This is a genomic window from Micromonospora sp. RTBAU3-60, from assembly GCF_054963695.1.
On record NZ_JBUEGB010000008.1, the window covers coordinates 49659 to 68670 of the forward strand.

The 19012-nt window shown below is 71.3% G+C and carries 15 protein-coding genes; 9 read left to right on the top strand and 6 right to left on the bottom strand.

Features of this window, described 5'->3' with window-relative positions; translation table 11 throughout:
* A complete protein-coding gene (gene kdgD / locus ACY34I_RS10510) occupies positions 1-987 on the bottom strand; it encodes a 5-dehydro-4-deoxyglucarate dehydratase (protein WP_222870446.1) in 987 nt (328 codons plus the stop codon).
* A 63-nt stretch (positions 988-1050) separates the two neighbouring features.
* Positions 1051-1944 (bottom strand): LysR family transcriptional regulator, encoded by an 894-nt coding sequence (locus ACY34I_RS10515; RefSeq protein ID WP_462754438.1) that lies wholly within the window; start codon positions 1942-1944, stop codon positions 1051-1053.
* A 139-nt stretch (positions 1945-2083) separates the two neighbouring features.
* On the opposite strand from ACY34I_RS10515, the gene ACY34I_RS10520 reads away from it, so the two are divergent.
* The 4 genes from ACY34I_RS10520 to ACY34I_RS10535 are packed head-to-tail and all read left to right on the top strand — an operon-like array spanning position 2084 to position 5602.
* Complete coding sequence (locus ACY34I_RS10520; RefSeq protein WP_148794969.1) at positions 2084-3091, top strand: Bug family tripartite tricarboxylate transporter substrate binding protein; 1008 nt, start codon at positions 2084-2086, stop codon at positions 3089-3091.
* Entirely contained in the window at positions 3088-3678 is a 591-nt protein-coding gene (locus ACY34I_RS10525) for a tripartite tricarboxylate transporter TctB family protein (RefSeq protein ID WP_462754439.1), read from the top strand. Before ACY34I_RS10520 ends, ACY34I_RS10525 begins: the two co-directional genes overlap by 4 nt.
* 8 nt (positions 3679-3686) lie before the next feature.
* Positions 3687-5216, top strand: a complete 1530-nt coding sequence (locus tag ACY34I_RS10530; protein ID WP_462754440.1) for a tripartite tricarboxylate transporter permease — start codon at positions 3687-3689, stop codon at positions 5214-5216.
* On the top strand, positions 5213-5602 hold the full coding sequence (locus ACY34I_RS10535; protein ID WP_462754441.1) for a universal stress protein: 390 nt from the start codon (positions 5213-5215) through the stop codon (positions 5600-5602). The genes ACY34I_RS10530 and ACY34I_RS10535 overlap by 4 nt, the downstream gene beginning before the upstream one ends.
* Before the next feature lie 27 nt (positions 5603-5629).
* Here ACY34I_RS10535 and ACY34I_RS10540 read toward each other — a convergent pair whose 3' ends face one another.
* Together ACY34I_RS10540 and ACY34I_RS10545 are read right to left on the bottom strand one after the other, a co-directional pair.
* Positions 5630-6274 carry a DUF998 domain-containing protein gene (locus tag ACY34I_RS10540; RefSeq protein WP_462754442.1) on the bottom strand — a complete coding sequence of 215 codons (645 nt, stop codon included), beginning with the start codon at positions 6272-6274 and terminating at the stop codon, positions 5630-5632.
* The gene (locus ACY34I_RS10545) at positions 6267-7232 is read right to left on the bottom strand and encodes a glutathione S-transferase family protein (RefSeq protein ID WP_148794977.1); all 966 of its coding nucleotides are present in this window, start codon (positions 7230-7232) and stop codon (positions 6267-6269) included. The genes ACY34I_RS10540 and ACY34I_RS10545 overlap by 8 nt, the downstream gene beginning before the upstream one ends.
* 106 nt (positions 7233-7338) lie before the next feature.
* Here ACY34I_RS10545 and pcaF point away from each other — a divergent pair, with 106 nt between their 5' ends.
* From pcaF to ACY34I_RS10570, 5 genes are all read left to right on the top strand, one after another.
* Entirely contained in the window at positions 7339-8544 is a 1206-nt protein-coding gene (gene pcaF / locus ACY34I_RS10550) for a 3-oxoadipyl-CoA thiolase (protein ID WP_462754443.1), read from the top strand.
* A 177-nt stretch (positions 8545-8721) separates the two neighbouring features.
* On the top strand, positions 8722-9540 hold the full coding sequence (locus tag ACY34I_RS10555; protein WP_462754444.1) for an SAM-dependent methyltransferase: 819 nt from the start codon (positions 8722-8724) through the stop codon (positions 9538-9540).
* Between the two features lie 6 nt (positions 9541-9546).
* Positions 9547-11706, top strand: coding sequence for a putative bifunctional diguanylate cyclase/phosphodiesterase (locus ACY34I_RS10560; protein WP_462754445.1), 2160 nt, complete (start codon positions 9547-9549; stop codon positions 11704-11706).
* Between the two features lie 46 nt (positions 11707-11752).
* The gene (locus ACY34I_RS10565; protein WP_462754446.1) at positions 11753-12253 is read left to right on the top strand and encodes a DUF456 domain-containing protein; all 501 of its coding nucleotides are present in this window, start codon (positions 11753-11755) and stop codon (positions 12251-12253) included.
* A gap of 381 nt (positions 12254-12634) precedes the next feature.
* The gene (locus ACY34I_RS10570; RefSeq protein WP_462754448.1) at positions 12635-14200 is read left to right on the top strand and encodes an amino acid permease; all 1566 of its coding nucleotides are present in this window, start codon (positions 12635-12637) and stop codon (positions 14198-14200) included.
* A gap of 52 nt (positions 14201-14252) precedes the next feature.
* Here ACY34I_RS10570 and ACY34I_RS10575 read toward each other — a convergent pair whose 3' ends face one another.
* Positions 14253-14876: a winged helix-turn-helix domain-containing protein gene (locus tag ACY34I_RS10575; protein ID WP_462754449.1), complete on the bottom strand. Its 624-nt coding sequence runs from the start codon at positions 14874-14876 to the stop codon at positions 14253-14255.
* 261 nt (positions 14877-15137) lie between these two features.
* Entirely contained in the window at positions 15138-18851 is a 3714-nt protein-coding gene (locus ACY34I_RS10580; protein WP_462754450.1) for a S8 family serine peptidase, read from the bottom strand.
* Positions 18852-19012: the final 161 nt, after the last annotated feature.

The window sequence follows — 19012 nt, forward strand, 5'->3', positions numbered from 1 at the left end:
TCAGGAGATCTTCTCGATCAGGGTGGTCAGCTCGGCGAGCTCGGTCTCGGTCAGGTCGGCCAGCGGGGGCCGGACCGGGCCGCCGTCGCGGCCGACCGCGGTCAGGCCGGCCTTGATGATGGAGACGGCGTACCCCTTGGCCCGGTCCCGGATGTCCAGATAGGGGATCACGAAGTCGGTGAGCATCCGGTAGACCGCGGGCCGGTCCTGGGCGCGGACGGCCGCGTAGAACCGGAGCGCGAACTCGGGCAGGAAGTTGTACAGCGCCGAGGAGTAGGTGCTCACGCCGAGTTGCAGCAGCGGCAGGGCGAACGTCTCGGCCGTCGGCAGCCCGCCGATGTAGATGAGCCGGTCGCCGACCCGGGCGTACGTGCGGGTCATCCGCTCGATGTCGCCGATGCCGTCCTTGAGCCCGATCAGGTTCGGGTTGCGGTCGGCGATCTCGGCGACGGTGGCGTCGGTGAGCACCGCGTTCGCCCGGCTGTAGACGATGACGCCGAGGTCGGTCGCGCGGCACACGGCGCTGATGTGCTCGACCAGGCCGTGCTGGCTGGCCTCGGTGAGGTACGGCGGGAACAGCAGCACGCCGTCGGCGCCGGCGGCCTGGGCGGCCTGTGCCTGGGCGACGGAGAGGGCGGTGCCGCCGGTCGCCGGCGCGATGACCGGGACCTTGCCCGCCACCTCGTCGACGGCGGCCCGGACGACCCGGTCCAGCTCGGCGGAGGTGAGCGAGAAGCCCTCGCCGGTGCCGCCCGCGGCGAACAGGCCGGCGACGTCGAAGCTCGCCTGCCAGGCCAGGTGCTCGCGGTACCGGGCCTCGTCGAACTGCAGGTCGGCGTCGAAGTGGGTGACGGGGAAGGAGAGCAGGCCCGACTTCAGGCGGTCAGCGAGAGCGTCCGGGGATAGCAGCGTCACGGTGATCGTGTCCTTGGGTCCAGCGGGTCCGCGCCGCAGCCGATCAAGGGCGCGGACGGTGGTCGGGGTCACCGTAGGAACCGTTGACGATGCATGTCCAAGAGTTCTTCCGCATCGAGCGATGCTCGGGAGGTATCAAGAGTCGCCGGCCCGCCGCTCCAGCACCTCGAGCGCCCGCCACAGGGCAGGGTTCTTCGATTCCCTGGCCCACAGCAGGTGGAGCTCCGCCGGCTTGGGCGTGGGTGTCTCCAGCCGGACGAACGCCACCCCCTCGATGGGCAGCCGCGCGGCGGACTCGGGGACGAAGGCGACGCCCCGACCGGCCGCCACGAGCCAGAGCATGGTCAGCACCTGGCTCACCGTGTGCACGGTGTTCTCCGCGGCGATGGGTACCACGCCCGCGACCAGGTCGTAGAAGTACTTCGCCCTGGTCGGCGAATGCATGACCACCGGCTCGCCCGCCAGGTCCGCGGCCGTCGCCGGCCGGCCCAGCTCCAGCAGCCGATGGCCCACCGGCGCGGCGACGAGCAGCGCCTCCCGGTGCAGCAGCCGCGAGCCGAAAGCCTCCTCGTCGAAGGGTGGCCGGGCCAGTCCGAGGTCGACCTCCTCCTTGAGCAGGCCGGCCACCTGCTCGCGGGTCACCATCTCGGCCAGCTCGACGGCGACGTCGGGCAGCTCGCGGCTCAGCTCGTTGAGCAGTTCGCCGAGGACCCCGTACGCCGAGGCGGCGGTGAATCCGATCCGGATCATCCCGCTGGCCCCGGACGACACCCGTCTGGCCAGCTCGGGAGCGGTGTCGGCGAGAATGAGCAGGCGGCGGGCCTCGACCAGGAACGCCGCGCCGGCCGCGGTGAGGGTGACCCGCCGGTTGTCCCGCTCCAGCAGCTGCGCGCCCACGATCCGCTCCAGCTTCTGGATCTGCCGACTCAAGGGGGGCTGCGTCATCTGCAGCCGGGCGGCCGCACGACCGAAGTGCAGCTCCTCGGCCACCGTTACGAAGCCGCGAAGTTGCTCCAACGTAAAGGCCATGTCAAGAAGGTATCAATTGATGCTCCATTGGATTTGGACAGGCATGAGCCCACGTTCCTAGGCTCCGGTCATTCAGGCGTCCGTGACCCCACTCACAGCGCCCACCGATGAAACATGGCTGTGCTAAGAGGAGAACCACATGACGATCAAGCGCGTGCGCCGGTGGGCGACGGCGGGTGCCGGGTTCGCCCTGGCCCTCTCGCTCGCCGCCTGCGGCGGCAATGTCGGCGGCGGCGGCTCCGACGACGCAAAGTTTCCGGGGAAGTCCCCGATCACCATCCTGGTCGGGCAGGACCCGGGCGGCAGCACCGACCTCATCGCGCGGGCGCTCGCCGACAAGGTCTCCAACGACCTCGGCGTCCCGGTGACCGTCGAGAACAAGCCCGGCGCCAACGGCGGCCTGGCCGCCAAGGAGCTGGCCGGCAAGAAGGCCGACGGGCACACCCTGATGGTCTACAACGGCAGCCTCGCCTACATCACGCCGCTGGCCGTCGCCGCGGGCCAGGCACCTGACATGGCCGACTACGACATCGTCACCGGCATCAGCCAGGACGACTACGTGATGGTCACGGCCGCCAAGTCCGGCTTCAAGACCGTCGACGACCTGGCCAAGGCCGGCCGCCCGATCACCTTCGGCACCACCGGCGTCGGCACCGGCAGCCAGCTGTCGCAGGAGCTGCTGTTCCGCCAGGCGAACATTCCGGCCAAGGCCGTTCCCTTCAAGGGCGGGTCGCCCACCCTCACCGCGGTGCTCGGCGGCCAGGTGGACGTCGGCTCGGTCCAGCTGGGCGAGGCCATCGAGCAGGTCAAGGCCGGCAAGCTCACCCCGATCGTGACGTTCGCCGAGAAGCGCCCGACGTACCTGCCCGACACCCCGACCGCGGTGGAGGCCGGCCACGACGTGCCCGTGCAGCAGTCGCGGGCGATCTTCGCCCCGAAGGGCACGCCGAAGGAGGTCATCGACGCCCTGCGCGCCTCGTTCCAGAAGGCGTTCCAGGCCGATGCCTACAAGAAGTTCAACGAGGACAACCTGCTCACCCCCAACGAGGTGGACGGCGAGGAACTGCGCAAGCAGTGGACCGCGAACCTGGACAAGTACCGCGCTGTCGTCCAGAAGTACAACATCCAGCTCGGCGAGGCGAAGTGAGTTCGGTCCACCACGAAACACCGGGCAGCCCCGGCGGCGACACCGCCGCCGGGGCCACCCCCCGGGGCGGTGATTCCGCCGGCGAGGAGCTCAGCCTCGAGGAGGCGATCCACCGCGTCGAGGAAGCCGAGCACGAGGGCCGCCCGCCCGCCGCCGGGACGCTCAGCAACACCCTGACCGCCGGGGCGGTCGTGGCGCTCGGCATCGCCGCGCTCATCGGCTCCAGCAGACTCGGCCTCGGGACCGCTCGCAGCCCCGAGGCCGGCACCTGGCCGCTACTGGTCAGCGGCGCGCTCGTCCTGCTGGGCCTGGGCCTGCTCGCCACGGCCCGGCGCACCACTGACGCCGAGCGGTTCTCCCGGGCCAGCCTGCTGGTCCTCGGCGGCCTGGCCACCATGGTCGTCTTCGTCGCGGTCATCAGCGTGATCGGCTTCGAGATCCCGGCCGCCCTGCTCGCCTTCGTCTGGCTGCGGGTCCTGGGCCGGGAGGGCTGGCGCACCTCGATCCTCACGAGCCTGGGTGTGGTGGTCGCCTTCTATCTCCTGTTCGTGGCGGCCTTCTCGGTCCCCATCCCGCACCTGTTCTAGGAGGGTCCGTGGATTTCGCCCCGGTGCTCCACGGCTTCGGCGTCGTACTGGAGCCGACCAACCTGCTCTACTGCCTGATCGGCGTCGTCATCGGCATGCTGATCGGCGTCCTGCCCGGCCTCGGCCCAGCAGCGACCATCGCGATCCTGCTGCCGGTCACCTTCGGCATCGAGCCGGTGACCGCGGTGATCATGCTCGCCGGCATCTTCTACGGCGCCCAGTACGGCGGCACCATCACCTCCGTCCTTCTGCGGCTCCCCGGCGAGGCGTCCTCCGTGGTGACCGTCTTCGACGGCCACGCGATGGCCCGCCAGGGCCGGGCCGGCACCGCACTCGGCATCGCCGCCATCGGCTCCTTCGTCGGCGGCACCGTCTCGATCATCGCCCTGACCCTCGTCGCCCCTCTGGTGGCGGGCTTCGCCCTGGACTTCGGCCCGCCCGAGTACACGGCCCTGGCCCTGCTCGGCATTCTGCTGGTCGCCACGATCAGCAGCGGCGGACGCCTCAAGGCGGTCATCGCCGCGTGCGTCGGCCTGCTGCTCGCCACCGTCGGCCAGGACGGCTTCACGGGCGCCGAGCGGTTCACCTTCGACAACCTGTCGCTGGCCGACGGCCTGGATTTCGTCCCGATCGCCATGGGACTCTTCGGCCTCGGCGAGATCCTCTACAACCTCGAGGAACGCCATCGGGCCGCGCAGGCCCCGGTCGCCGTGGCGAACGTGTGGCCGTCGCGGGCCGACCTGCGTCAGTCGTCCGGGGCGATCGGCCGTGGCTCCCTCGTGGGCTTCGTGCTGGGCATCCTGCCCGGCGGCGGCGCCACCCTCTCCTCGCTGGCCGCGTACGCGCTTGAGAAGCGCCGCGCCAAGCACCCCGAGCGGTTCGGCAAGGGCGCCGTCGAAGGCGTTGCCGCGCCGGAGACGGCCAACAACGCTGCCGCCACGTCGTCGTTCATCCCACTGCTCACCCTCGGCATCCCGGCCAACGCGACCATGGCGGTGATCTTCGGCGCGCTGCTGATCCAGGGCGTGACCCCCGGCCCGCAGTTGGTCGAGCAGGACCCCGACCTGTTCTGGGGCGTGGTCAACTCGATGTACATCGGCAACATCCTGCTGCTGATCATGAGCATCCCGCTGGTCGGCCTGTTCGTGAAGATCCTCAAGGTGCGGGCCACGATCCTCGCCCCCGTCACGGTGTTGATCACGCTGATCGGCGTCTACACGGTGCGAAACAGCGTCTTCGACATTGGTCTGGTGATCGTCTTCGGCGCCCTCGGCTACCTGATGAAGAAGCTCGGCTTCGACCCGGGCCCGCTGGTGCTGGCCTTCGTGCTGGGCTCGCTGCTGGAGGACTCCCTGCGCCGCTCGCTGCTGATCTTCGACGGCGACGCGACCGGCTTCTTCACCCGGCCGATCTCCGGGACCCTGTTCGTCGTGTTCCTGCTCGTGGCCCTGCTGCCGCCGCTGCGCACCGCCCTCCGCCGGCGCCGGCCGGCGGCCGTCCCGTCGGAGACCGCAACTCAGGACAAGGAGCTCGTGTGACCGTCCTCGCCGCCTACCTCCCCACCCCCGAGGGCAACGCCGCCTTCACCGCCGCGCTCGCCGAGGCCGGCCGGCGCCAGGAACGGCTGGTGGTGCTCAACACCCCGCGGGAGGGCGCCCTGGTCAGCGCCGACCTGGCCGACGAGGACACCGTGGCGGCGCTCGTCGAGCGCGCGACGGCCGCCGGGGTCGACGTCGAGTTCCGCCAGGAGGCGCACGCCGGGGACCTCGCCGACGAGGTGGTCCGCGTCGCCGAGGCGATCGACGCCTCGGTGATCGTGATCGGCCTGCGCCGCCGCTCGCCGGTGGGCAAGCTGATCATGGGCAGCGCGGCGCAGCGCATCCTGCTCGACGCCGACCGGCCCGTGCTCGCCGTCAAGCCCTGACCGCCGCCGGCCGGACCCGGCCGCGAGTCAGGCCGGGTCCGGTCGCGCCGGCACCCCGCCGCGGGCCAGGCCGAGCCGGGCGGCGGTGGCCAGGCCCCAGAGGGCGGCCACCGCCAGCAGCAGCCGCTCCAGCACACCCACCAGGCCGCCCCGCCCCACGGTCAGCATGGCCAGCCCGATCGCCGCGGAGAGCGGCAGGGCCAGCGTCACCCCGACCCCGGCGATCCGGCGCAGCGGCGGGTCCACGACCGGGGCGACGACCAGGGCCAGCATCGCGAAGACCACCGCGGCGGTGGCGGCGATGCTCGCGCCGCCGTGCACCAGGTCCGCCACGGTGGCGGCCTCGAACGGCGGTAGCGGGCAGCCGGCGCTGCACGTCACCGCGCCGGAGAGCACCGTGCCGGCCCCGCCGACGGCGAGCAGCACCGCCGCCGGGCGCAGCGCCGAAGGCAGCGCCGCCGCGAGCAGCAGCAGCGCCGCCGCCAGGGCGAAGACCCCGATCCGGTACGCCCCGGCGTACCCGCTGTCGGTGACGCCGGCCTCGCTGACGTACCCGGTCAGGCCCGGACCGGGACCGGCGACCACGGCGACCGTCACGGCGACCGTGCCGGCCACGATGCAGCCGGCGGCGGCGGACGCGGCGGCGGCCCGGATTACGCCGGGATCAGCCACGCCCGTGCGGCGTGGTCCAGCCGGACAGGTCCGGACCGAGCGGCACGATCCGGGTCGGGTTGATCATCTCGTGGGTGGCGTAGTAGTGCCGCTTGATGTGGTCGAAGTCCACCGTCTCGCCGAAGCCCGGGGTCTGGAACAGGTCCCGGGCGTACGCCCAGAGCACCGGCATCTCGGTGAGCTTCTGCCGGTTGCACTTGAAGTGCCCGTGGTACGCCACGTCGAAGCGGACCAGCGTGGTGAACAGCCGCACGTCCGCCTCGGTGATCTGATCGCCCATCAGGTAGCGGCGCCCGGACAGCCGCTCCGACAGCGCGTCCAGCCGGGCGAAGAGCGCCGTGTACGCCTCGTCGTACGCCTGCTGCGAGGTGGCGAAGCCGCACCGGTAGACCCCGTTGTTGACGTCCCGGTGGATCTCCGCCATCAGCGCGTCCATCTCCGGGCGCAGCTCGACCGGGTAGAGGTCCGGCGCGCCCGGCTTGTGGAACCGCCGCCACTCCGTGGAGAAGTCCAGGGTGAGCTGCGGATAGTCGTTGGTGACCACCCGCCCGGTCAACGTGTCCACCAGGGCCGGCACGGTCACCCGGCCGGTGTAGTCCGGGTCGGTCGCCAGGTACGCGTCGGAGAGGAAGCTGATCCCCAGCACCGGGTCGAAGCCGTCCGGATCGAGCGCGAACCGCCAGCCCCGCTCGTCCCGGATCGGGTCGACCGTGCCCAGCGAAATCACGTCCTCCAGCCCGAGCAGGCTGCGGACGATCCGGGCCCGGTGCGCCCACGGGCAGGCCCGGCACCAGATCAACCGGTACCGGCCGGCCTCCAGCGGCCAGCGGTCCTGGTCGTCGGGGCCACCGCCCTCCGGGGAGGTCGAGTGCGGGGTGACCCGACCGGTGAACCGGTTGGGCTGGCGGACGAACTCCCCGCTGCGGGTGCTCTCTGCGCTGAACTGGGCCCGGGCCATGCCGTCAACCTATCCCGTTCCGGGCGCGGATATCCTGGCGCCGGGCGTCCCCGGACCCGGGGGACGCCGCCGCCAGCCCCTTCCCACCCCCGAAGGACGCAGCACCATGACCGTGGCATACCTCGTGGCCGGAGTCCGCACCCCGATCGGCCGGTACGCCGGCGCCCTCGCCGGGGTACGCCCCGACGACCTGGCCGCGCACGTGATCCGCGAGTTGGTCGCCCGGCACCCGTCGGTGGACTGGGCCCGCACCGACGACGTGATCCTCGGCTGCGCCAACCAGGCCGGCGAGGACAACCGCAACGTGGCCCGGATGGCGGCGCTGCTCGGCGGGCTGCCCGAGGAGGTCCCGGGCAGCACGGTCAACCGGCTCTGCGGCTCCGGCCTGGACGCCCTCGCCACCGCCGCCCGCGCGATCGCCGCCGGGGAGGCCGACCTGGTGGTCGCCGGTGGGGTGGAGAGCATGAGCCGGGCGCCCTTCGTCATGCCGAAGGCGGCCACCCCGTTCTCCCGCACCGCCGAGGTGTACGACACCACCATCGGCTGGCGGCTGGTCAACCCGCTGATGAAGCAGGGCTGGGGGATCGACTCGATGCCGGAGACGGCGGAGAACGTGGCCGCCGAGTTCGGCGTCGACCGCGCGGCGCAGGACGAGTTCGCCCTGCGCTCCCAGCAGCGCGCCGCCAAGGCGCAGGCCGACGGCCGGCTGGCCGAGGAGATCGTGCCGGTGACCGTGCCGGCCGGCCGGCGCGAGACGAAGCTGGTCGAGGTCGACGAGCACCCCCGGGACACCTCGCTGGAGAAACTCGCCGCGCTGCCCACCCCGTTCCGCGAGGGCGGCACGGTCACCGCCGGCAACTCGTCCGGCGTCAACGACGGCGCGGTGGCCCTGCTGGTCGCCTCCGAGGCCGCCGTCTCCCGCTACGGTCTCACCCCGCTGGCCCGGGTGACCGGCGCGGCGGCGGCCGGTGTGCCGCCCCGGATCATGGGCATCGGTCCGGTCCCGGCCACCCGCAAGCTGCTCGACCGGCAGGGCCTGCGCCTGGCCGACGTCGACGTGATCGAGCTGAACGAGGCGTTCGCCGCCCAGTCCGTGGCGGTGCTGCGCGAACTGGGGCTGCCGGAGGACGCCGAGCACGTCAACCCGAACGGCGGCGCCATCGCCCTCGGCCACCCGCTGGGTGCCAGCGGCGCCCGGCTGGCGCTCACCGCCGCGCTGGAACTGCGCCGCCGGGGCGGCCGGCGAGCCCTCGCCACCATGTGCATCGGCGTCGGGCAGGGCATCTCGCTGCTGCTGGAGTCGGCGGCCTGACCGGGCCTCGCGGGCCGGGCGGCACACCGTCGTACGGCCCGCCGGCGTCGACAGTGGATCTCCCGTACCTGGTGGGCCGCGCCTAGAGTGGTCAGGACAACACGTTCCGCGGGTCGGCCGGTGTCCCTTCCGCACCGGGCGGCCCCGCCTACGCGGCGACGACCTGGGGGCCGAGCGATGCAGACACCGGACGGACTTCCCGCCGAGATCGACCTGACCCGGCCCAGCGCGGCCCGGGTCTACGACTACTTCCTCGGCGGCGCGCACAACTTCCAGATCGACCGGCAACTCGCCGAGCAGATCGCCAGCATGACGCCGCACCTGCCGGCCACCATGCGCGCGGGCCGGGAGTTCCTGCGCCGGGCGGTCCGGGTGCTGCTCGACGCCGGCATCGACCAGTTCCTCGACATCGGCTCGGGCATCCCCACCGTCGGCAACGTGCACGAGGTCGCCCAGGCGGCCAACCCCGAGGCCCGGATCGTCTACGTCGACATCGACCCGGTCGCCGTGGCGCACAGCCAGGAGCTGCTGGCCGGCAACGACCGAGCGGTCGCCATCCTGGCCGACCTGCGCGACCCGAAGCTGATCCTGGACGAGGCCCGGTCCAGCGGGCTGATCGACCTCGACCGTCCGCTCGGCATCCTGCTCGCCGGGGTGGTCCACTTCATCCCCGACGCCGACCGGCCCGCCGACATCCTGGCCACCCTCCGGGCCGCCGCCGCGCCGGGCAGCTACCTGGTCATCTCGCACTCCACCTACGAGGACCAGCCGCAGGAGATGCTCGACGCGCAGCGGCTGTCGGCGCGTACCGCCACCGAGATCACGCTCCGCTCCCGGGCCGAGGTGACCGGCTTCTTCGGCGACTGGACCGTGCTGGAGCCGGGCGTGGTGCACATGCCGCTGTGGCGGCCCGACTCGCCGTCCGACGTGGACGAGCATCCCGAGCGGTTCGGGGCGTTCGGTGGCGTCGCCCGGTACGACCGGCCAGCCGGCTGAGCCGACATGCGCGCCCCCGACGGGGACGACCTCAGCCGGCCGGGTGCCGCCGCGTACGCCGCGGAATGGGCCCGGGCGGTGCGGCGGCTCGGGTTCGTACCGATGAGCGCGGCCGAGACGGAGCGGCTGCTGCTGGCGCACGCCGTACGCCTGGGCCAGGCGCTGCGCGCCCCGACCTTCGCCGCCGAGGCCGGAGAGGACGTGGGGCGGGCCCTGGTGGCGGCGCACCTCACCGAGCCGGGGGTGCTGGACTGGTCGGTGCGGGCGCTCGGCGACCGCTTCCTGGCCTCGGTGCTGCCGAGCCACGCGGAGCTGCCCGAGGCGCGGGACCGGGTCGCCGCGCTGCAGGGCGCGCTCGCCGCCGGCTTCGCCCGGGCGCTGCGCGACCGGACCTTCCACCAGCAGGAGCGGATCGCCCGCTCGGCCTGGCAGGCCCGGGACGCGGTGGAGCAGGCCCTCCGGGACAGCGAGGCGCGCTTCCGCGCCGTCTTCGTGGGCGCGGCGATCGGGATCGGCATCGCCGGCGTGGACGGGCGGATCATCGACGTCAACCAGTCGTTCGCGGACATGCTCGGCTACTCGGTCGCCGAGCTGCGCCAGACCAACGTGGCCACGCTGTTCTACACCGACGACGCGGCCGGCATGTGGGAGCTCTACCAGGAGCTGATCGAGGGGAAGCGGGACAGCGCCCGAGTGGAGAAGCGCTACCACCGCAAGGACGGCACGGTCGTCTGGACCGACCTGGCCGTCTCCCTCATCCGGAACGACGACGGGCGCCCCCGGTTCACCGTCGCCATGATCGAGGACATCACCGAGCGGCACGAGCTCCAGCAGCGGCTGCGCTTCCAGGCGTTGCACGACCCGCTCACCGGCCTGCCCAACCGGACGCTCTTCTTCGAGCGGCTGGGCGAGGTCTTCGACCGGGCCGGTCCGGAGCAGCGGGTCGGGCTCTGCTTCCTCGACCTGGACGGCTTCAAGGCGATCAACGACAGCCTCGGCCACGACCTCGGTGACCGGCTGCTCAAGGTGATCGCCCGGCGGCTGTCCGACTGCGTGGCCGGCCGCGGCCACCTGGTGGCCCGGATGGGCGGCGACGAGTTCGTCATCCTGGTCGACTCCGACGGTGGCCTCGACGACGCGGTGGAGGTGGCCGAGCTGGCCCTGGCCGCGGTGTCCGCCCCGGTCCACGTCGGGACCCAGCAGCTCGCCGTCTCGGCCAGCATCGGCATCGTCGAGTGCCCGGTGGCGGAGACCAGCGCCGCCGAGCTGATGAAGGCGGCCGACACCACGCTCTACTGGGCCAAGGCCGAGGGGCGGGGCCGCTGGGCGGTCTACGACCCGGAGCGCAGCGCGGCGGACATCGCCCGCTCCGCGCTGGCCGCGCGGCTGCCCGCCGCGCTGGACCTGGGCGAGTTCGTGCTGCACTACCAGCCCATCGTGTCGCTGCTCGACGGATCCATGGTGGCGGTGGAGGCGCTGGTCCGCTGGCAGCACCCGGAGCTGGGGCTGATCGGCCCGGACCGGTTCATCGGGCTGGCCGAGGAGACCGGCCTGATCGTGCGCCTGGGCGCCTGGGTGCTGAAGCAGGCGTGCCGGGACGCGGAGGGCTGGCGGCGGGCGTACCCGGAGGCCCGGCTGGTGGTCAGCGTCAACCTGGCCGCCCGGCAGGCCGACGACCCGGCGATCGTGGAGACCGTCGCCGAGGCGTTGCAGCACACCGGGCTCCCCGCCGACCTGCTGCAACTGGAGCTGACCGAGAGCGCCGTGATGGGTAGCGGCGGGGAGCCGCTGCGCGCCCTGCACCAGCTCGCGGACCTCGGCGTCCGGCTGGCCATCGACGACTTCGGCACCGGGTACTCGAACCTGGCGTACCTGCGGCGGCTGCCGATCCACTGCCTGAAGCTGGCCGGCCCGTTCGTGGAGGGGATCCGGGCCGACGGGGCGGACGCCGTCGCCGACCACCGGGACGAGCGGATCGTCGACGCGCTGGTCCGGCTGGCCCACGCGGTCGAGCTGTGGGTGACCGCCGAGGCGGTGGAGACGGCGGCGCAGGCGGAGCGGCTGCGGGCGCTGCGCTGCGACACCGGGCAGGGCCGCTTCTTCGGCGCCCCGGCCCCGGCCGACCAGATCCGACGTCGGCTGGCTGGTGAGGAGGCGGCGGCGTGAGCGGCTCGACACCGGTCGCGCCCACCGCCGGATCAAGGGAGGCGGCGTGGACCTGACCGACACGCAGGCGCTGGTCTCGGTGGTGGCCGGGCTGGCGATCCTGGCCGGGCTGGCCGGGGTGGTGGTGCCCGGGCTGCCGGCGCTGCCGTTGTGCTGGGCCGGGGTGCTGGTGTGGGCGCTCTTCAGCGGCGCCGGCGCGGGCCGCTGGGCGGTGCTCGCCGCGGCCACCGTGGTCGCCGTCGGCGGCGGGGTCGTCAAGTATCTCTGGCCGGGGCGGAACCTCAAGCGGACCGGGGTGCCCACCTCGTCGCTGCTGGCCGGGGGCGTGCTCGGGCTGGTCGGGTTCTTCGTCATCCCGGTGGTGGGTCTGCCGATCGGCTTCGTCGGCGGGATCTGGGGTGCCGAGCGGCTGCGGCTGGGCAGCAACCAGCTCGCCTGGCCGGCGACCGTGCAGGCGCTCAAGGCGGCCGGGCTGTCCATGCTGGTCGAGTTCCTGGCCGGCCTGGTCATCGCCGCGCTCTGGGTCGGCGGGCTGCTGTTCGCCTGATCGGCCGGGCCGGTCGACATCGCCGAGCCGGGCCTGTTCACGGCAGGCGGACCGGGTGCGACGGCGCGGGCGTCCGGGGTACGGCGAACCGCCGTACATCAGTGAGAGAGAGGTGGACGCCGCGCGCCGTCGCGGACCGGGCGTTGCCGAGCGCCCGGCGGTGGCCCGTCGCGATCGGGCCTGGTCACTGGCTCAAGGATGCCGTCGGCGCCCCGGTGCGGCAACGCATTTCGCGCCGGCGCGAGGGGCGCGGGCGGCCAATGGTCTGATCCTGGCCGAATTTTCGGTCGATCTCCATTGACCTGGTTGAGGGTTCGGGCTCATTATCCCGTCAGACGGTGGCGCAGGTCACAGTCTTCGCCCTCCTCAAGGGAGACACCGATGAGCTCAACGATTGAGGACGGAGTAACCCCACCTTCGCCGGTCTCGGACGAGGAACGGCTCGCGCAGCTGGGATACAAGCAGGAGCTGCGTCGAAAGCTGTCCGGCTTCTCCAACTTCGCGGTCTCGTTCTCCATCATCTCGATCCTGGCCGGCGCGATCACGTCGTACGGCATCGCGATGACGGCGGGCGGCCCGCTGGCGATCACCCTGGGCTGGCTCTTCGTCGGCGTCATGGTGATCTTCGTGGCGCTGGCCATGGCCGAGATCTGCTCGGTCTATCCCACCGCCGGTGCCCTCTACTGGTGGGCCGCCGCGCTCGCCAAACGGAACAAGGCGGTCTGGGCCTGGTTCGTCGGCTGGTTCAACTTCCTGGGGGAGGTGGCGGTCACCGCGGCGATCGACTTCGGTGCGGCGATCACCACCTCGGCCTTCCTGAGCCTCGCCTTCGACATGGAGGTGACCGCGGGACGCACCTTCCTGATCTTCCTGGTGATCATCATCGCGCACGGCCTGCTCAACACCTTCGGTGTCAGCCTCGTGCGGCTGCTCTCGGATGTCAGCGCCTGGTGGCACCTCGCCGGGGTCGCGGTCATCGTCATCGCCCTCGCGTTCGTGCCGGATCAGCACAAGCCCATCTCCGAGGTCTTCCTGGAGGTACGCAACGAGACCGGCTTCACCTTCGCCGGCGCGGCCGGATACGCGGTGCTCATCGGCCTCCTGATGGCGCAATACACCTACACCGGCTACGACGCCAGCGCCCACGTGGCGGAGGAGACCCACGACGCGGCCCGCTCCGCGCCCCGCGGCATCGTGATGTCGGTCGTGGTCTCGGTCATCGCCGGCTTCGTGCTGCTGTTCGCCATCACCTGGTCCATCCAGGACTACGAGGCCGAGCGGACCACCGCGCTCGGTCTGCCCCCGGCGCAGATCTTCATCGACGCGGTGGGGCACGACCTCGGCACGTTCCTGCTCTTCATCTGCGTGGTCGCCCAGTTCTTCTGCGGCATGGCATCGGTCACCGCCAACTCCCGGATGGCGTACGCGTTCAGCCGGGACGGCGCGCTGCCCGGCTCCGGGATCTGGAAGCGGGTCAACCCCCGTACGGGCACCCCGACCAACTCGATCTGGCTCTGCGTCGCCTGCTCCACCCTGCTCGTCCTGCCGTCGCTCTGGAACACCACCGCCTACCTGGCAGCCACGTCGATCGCGGTGATCGGCCTCTACATCGCGTACGTGGCGCCGGTCTTCCTGCGCCGGCGTACGGCGGACTTCCAGGTCGGTCCGTGGAACCTGGGCCGGTGGAGCGCGCCGGTCGGGTGGATCGCCATCGTCTGGGTCGCGGTCATCTGCGTCCTGTTCGTGCTGCCGACCAGCAGCCCGGTCACCGCCAGCACGTTCAACTACACCATCGTCGCGGTCGGCGTCGTGCTCGGCGGCGCCTGGCTCTGGTGGGTGCTCAGCGCCCGGCGCTGGTTCACCGGCCCGCGCCACAACGTGCCGGATCCGGCGATCCCCAGGCCGGCGACGCGCGCCGAGCCGGTCACGGAGCCGACCACAGAGTAGGGATCTGCCGCGCGGACCCGAACACATCGATCTGGAGGACCCGGAAGGCCCATCACTCCCAGATCTGGTTTCGGCTCTCTCGCGCTTCTTCGGCGTTCGCTGACAGCACCGCGCCGGGGTCGACGAGACGCAGGCCGACGCCGCGCACCGCCTGAATCCGCAGCGGGCAGTCCAATTCGTCGAGCTTGCGGCGGAGTCGCTTCACCACCGACCACACGTCGCCCCGGCCGCCGAGGTGGTCGTTGCCCCAGACCGCGCGATGCAGCGACTCGAAGGTGCAGGTGTGGCCGAGTTGTGCCAGCAGAAGGTACCGAAGCAGGTCGTGCTCGAGGGGTGACAGGGGCACGGTGCGCCCGGACCAGGTTGCCACCCGCCTGTCCGAGTCGACCTCCAGGACGGCATCAGCCGTTCCTACGGGGGCTCGCGGAAGCGGCTCGACGACGCGTGGACGGACTGACGGGGCTTCGGTGGGCGGGGCGCTGCTGACAAGTAGCGACACGAGTTCCTCCGGCGACGAGACCAGCAGCACCGGAGCATGGCCGATCACCAGCGATGCCAGGCGCACTCTCTCCTCCCTCGAGGACGCGATCGCGATGATCACGGTCGCGCCGTCGTCCCCCGGTGGACCTTCCACCCGGACGTCCTTGATGGACGTCTCCCCGTGAGCGAGAGTCATTTTCCTCCTTTACTGGCCCCGCGCTTGGGTAGCTGTCCCAGGACCACCGATCTTTGATCTTGGTGCGGTTCCGTATGGTCGAGCGCTCGGACGACTGGTCCCACACTCAGGGCCGCGCATGAAGATCAACCATTTGGCCCCTGGTGACGCAGGTTTTACCAACACCCCTGACGGGACTTGTCGACGGGGATAAGGGGAAGTGGCAGCGGGGATGAATGGCGGTGGGTGGGCGCCGGCGTGTCCACCCACCGCCGCGAACGGTCAGTCGACCGACGTGAGCCCGTACGCCCGGATCAGCGTCTGGTCGATGCTGTTGCCGGCCACGTCGGTGGCCTTGACCCGCAGCGACACCGCGCCGGATGTGTTCGCCACGGCCGGGTGGTGCACGATGGCGCGCACCGTGCCGTTGTTGAGACTGACCAGGTCGACCTTCGTCCAGGTGCCGCCGTCGTCGTACGACGCCCAGGCCGCCACGCTTCCGATGGCCGGGCCGGTCGCCCCCGGCAGGTGCCCGATGTTGAGGGTGAAGGTGTAGGCCCTGCGGTCATTGGCCCGGTTGTACTGGTCCAGCGCCAGGTTGTAGTCCACCTGTAGCAGCGGCGGGCGCTCCTGCTTCCCCTCGGCTGGCCGGAGCGAGGCGAACGTCCATGTGGTGTTGGTCTCGGTGGCATACCTCGACCATGCGGTGGAGCGCTTTCCGGTGAACTCCAACCGGTACGTCGCCGGGTCGGCCAGGGCCGGGAAGGTGTCGATGGGGGCGGCGTCGATTTCCTTCAGCAGTTGACTGCCCGCGTAGAGCTTGGTGCTGAGTTCGTCTCCGGCGGTTTCCCAACCGTGGTGCCCGCCGGAGTCGGAGAACGGGAAGATCGCCATGGAGAACTCGTCCTCGGAGCGCGTGACCTGGGTGTCCACCAGTGCCGTGGCTCCCGGACGGGACGGCCGGCCGAACCAGTTCTCCGACAGCTTCGTCTTGGGCGAGTACCGGGTGTAGGCATCGTGGAACTCGCCGTCGAACGGGGCGTTCGACCAGCCGACGTGCCACCAGTCGGTGTCATTCGCCGATACGTAGTAGGTCCGCTGGAGCGGTCGCGGCACCTCGCGGAGGACGCCGACCGAGAATGTTGGCCATGGGCGGGAGATGTGCCGCACGTCGGCACCGAGCAGTCCGGCGCTGTCCGCCGTGTACCGGGTGTCGATCTCCGCGGTGTTGTTCTCGTTGATCTGGTAGCTCAACGATTGCGGGATGCGCTGCTTTTCCGGCAGCAGCAGGTCGTAGAAGTACGGGCTGACCTGGGTGCCGGACACCCGTACGGTGACCGGGCCCGCGCGGAGAAGGTCGACCAGTTCCAGACCCGGCGCCTGTTCGATGGTGAACGCGGGGATCCGGACGGTGCCGGGGTCACCGGCTCCGGCGAGCAGGAGGCCCGGCTTGTTGTTGAAGATCACCGCACCCCAGGCCCCGGCGTCCTGGGCGTTGGCGACCTTCGACGCGAAGGTCGTCTCCCCACGCGAAATCAACGCGATCTTGCCACGGAGGTCGAGCCCGGCGTAGTCCTCCGGTTTGCCGAGCCCGACGTAGACCAGCGGCAGGGTGCGCTCGCCGTCAACCGGCAATGCGTTACTCATCGGCTGCGGATCGAGCGGGATGCTCTTCGGCTCGATCACTTCTGCCTGCAGGCGCGGGGCGACCAGGTCCCACCGGCTGTAGAACTCGAAGTTTCCCTTGTTCACAGTGGTGGTCGGCGAGGCGTAGCCGCGGCTGATCGGTGGGCTCAGCGTGAACGAGCTGTGGAAGTTCCGCTCTCCCATATCCCGGTGGTAGGACAGCGTAAAGGTGGACGGGGCCGTCGGTTCCTGGGTGTTGACCACGATCTGCTTCGTGCTTCTGGCGTCCAGGGTGATGCTTCGGTCACCGGTGATCTCCAGTTGCGGCTCGGCGACGGTGGCGACCTCCGTCGCGTAAAGGCTGGCCGCATCAGCGGTGGCCAGGTAGCCGGCCAGGTTGTAGGTGCCCGGTCGTACCCGGAAGGTGACGGTCGAGGTGTCCTGGGAGAAGTACTTCTGCGTGAACGCCCCGGTCTCCAGGCTCCACAGCTCGGCCCAGCTGATCACTGCGGCCGGCCGGCCGTCGCGGGCGATTCCGGAGACAGTCAGGTTGTACATCTCCGGCTCGAGGTACGCGCCGACCGAGGTGTGCACCACGACGTCACCCGCGGTGCCGACCAGGTAGCCGCCGTAGAGGTCGAGCGCGCCGGCGGAGGGGGTCATGGTCAGGTCGACGGTGGCGGTGCCACCGGCCGGCACCGTGACGCTCGGCCGGCTGAGGGTGAACATCCCGTCCGGCGCCGGCCCGCCCGCCTTACCCGCTACCTTCAGGGACAGCGCGAGCGTCATGTCGGTCGCGGTGTCGTTGTGGTAGGTGACGGTCTTGGTGACCGGTTGCTGGTCGGTGTGCGGGTAGGGGAAGAAGCCGAGGTCGAGCGTGCCGGGGCTGGCATAGACCTGCTGGGTGTACGCCCGAGCCACGTCCAGCCGGCCGCCGCCCTGCTGGTACACGGTCTGCCCGGACTGGGTCTTGGCGGTCGAGATCAGCACATCCTTCAGCTGCCGGTTGGTGTGGTTCGGGAACCGTTGCGCGAGGATCGCGGCCGCGCCGGCCACGTGCGGCGTGGCCATCGAGGTGCCGTCGAGCTGCTGGTAGTTGCCGTCCACGATGGGGCCGAGCGTGGTGCCCTGTGCGCGGGCGGCGACGATGCCGACGCCGGGAGCGCTGATGTCCGGCTTGATGCCATAGTCACCCAGGCGCGGTCCGCGGCCGGAGAAGCCGGCGAGACGGTCCTGCTTGTCGACCGCACCGACGGTCAGCGCCTCATTCGCCCACCCCGGGCTCGCAATGGTCGACTCGCCACTGCCCAGGTTGCCGGCGGCGACCACGATCAGCATGCCGCTGGTCTGGCTGATCGAGTCGACCGCCTGCACCAGCGGGTCGTTGCCGTCCGACGGGGCGCTGGTGCCCAGGCTCATGTTGGCGACGTCGGCGCCTTGCGCGGCGGCCCACTCCAGGCCCTCGATGATCTGGTCGAAGGTGCCCGAACCGCCGCTGTTGAGCACCTTGGCGTTGAGCAGGTGCGCGCCGGGGGCAACGCCCTTGCGTACGGTGGGTGCGCCCTCACCGGTGCCGGCCACGATCGACGCCACGTGTGTGCCATGCCCGAAGTGGTCGGCGGTGTCGGCGTCGTCGGAGAAGTTGGCGGCCGCGGTCACCTTGCCGCCATCCAGGTCCGGGTGGCTGTCGTCGATGCCGGTGTCCAGCACCGCCACGGTGACGCCGGTGCCGTCGTAGCCGGCGGCCCAGGCCTGCGGGGCACCGACCTGCGGGACGCTGTCGGCGAGGGTGACCTTCGCCCGGCGGTTGAGCCAGACCTTACGCACCGAGTTGGCGGTCGCGGTCGTGGTCACGCCCGGCTCGGTTCCTGCCAGTGCGGTCCAGAACTGCTTGGCCTGATTCTTGTGCTCCTGCACCGAGCGGGCGTTGATGCTCTCCAGGGTCAGCCGTTTGGTGGTGCCGGGCGGAACGGCGGCGACCGCTGCCTTCGCCCGAGTGGGTGTGTACTGCACGATCAGTGGGAGGGTGGCGGCACGCGTGTCGTCGTAGCCGCTGTCGACCAGGGCCCGGACGTTGAACAGCTCCTCGTCGAGTTTACCGGCGGCGAGCAGCGACATCGCGTCGCTCGGTATGACGTAGAGCGCCTCGCCGACCTTTCTGGTGGCGTAGCTGACGTTGTGCCGGTCTGCTGCCGACCGTACGGTGGCGGTCGCGTCTCCATTGGACAGAGTGGTCAGGTCGACCACGTCACCGGTCACCAGCGTGACGGTGTTCTTGGCGAGTACGGCGGCCGCTGGCGGCGCGTCCGGAGGGACTTCCGGTTGCGCGGCGGCCGGGGCGGCGGCCGCGAGCATCGCGGCGACGGTCACGGCCGCTACCGCGGCGACAACCGTCCTGGGGCTGGGTCTGCACATTTGCGGCCGTCGATTCATCTGCTCCTCCTCGATGGCGCGGGGGTGGCCGAGAAAGGCCCGCAGGGCGGCTACGATGCCGGTGCGGCTGACATGGACGGAGAACGATGGATTGATCG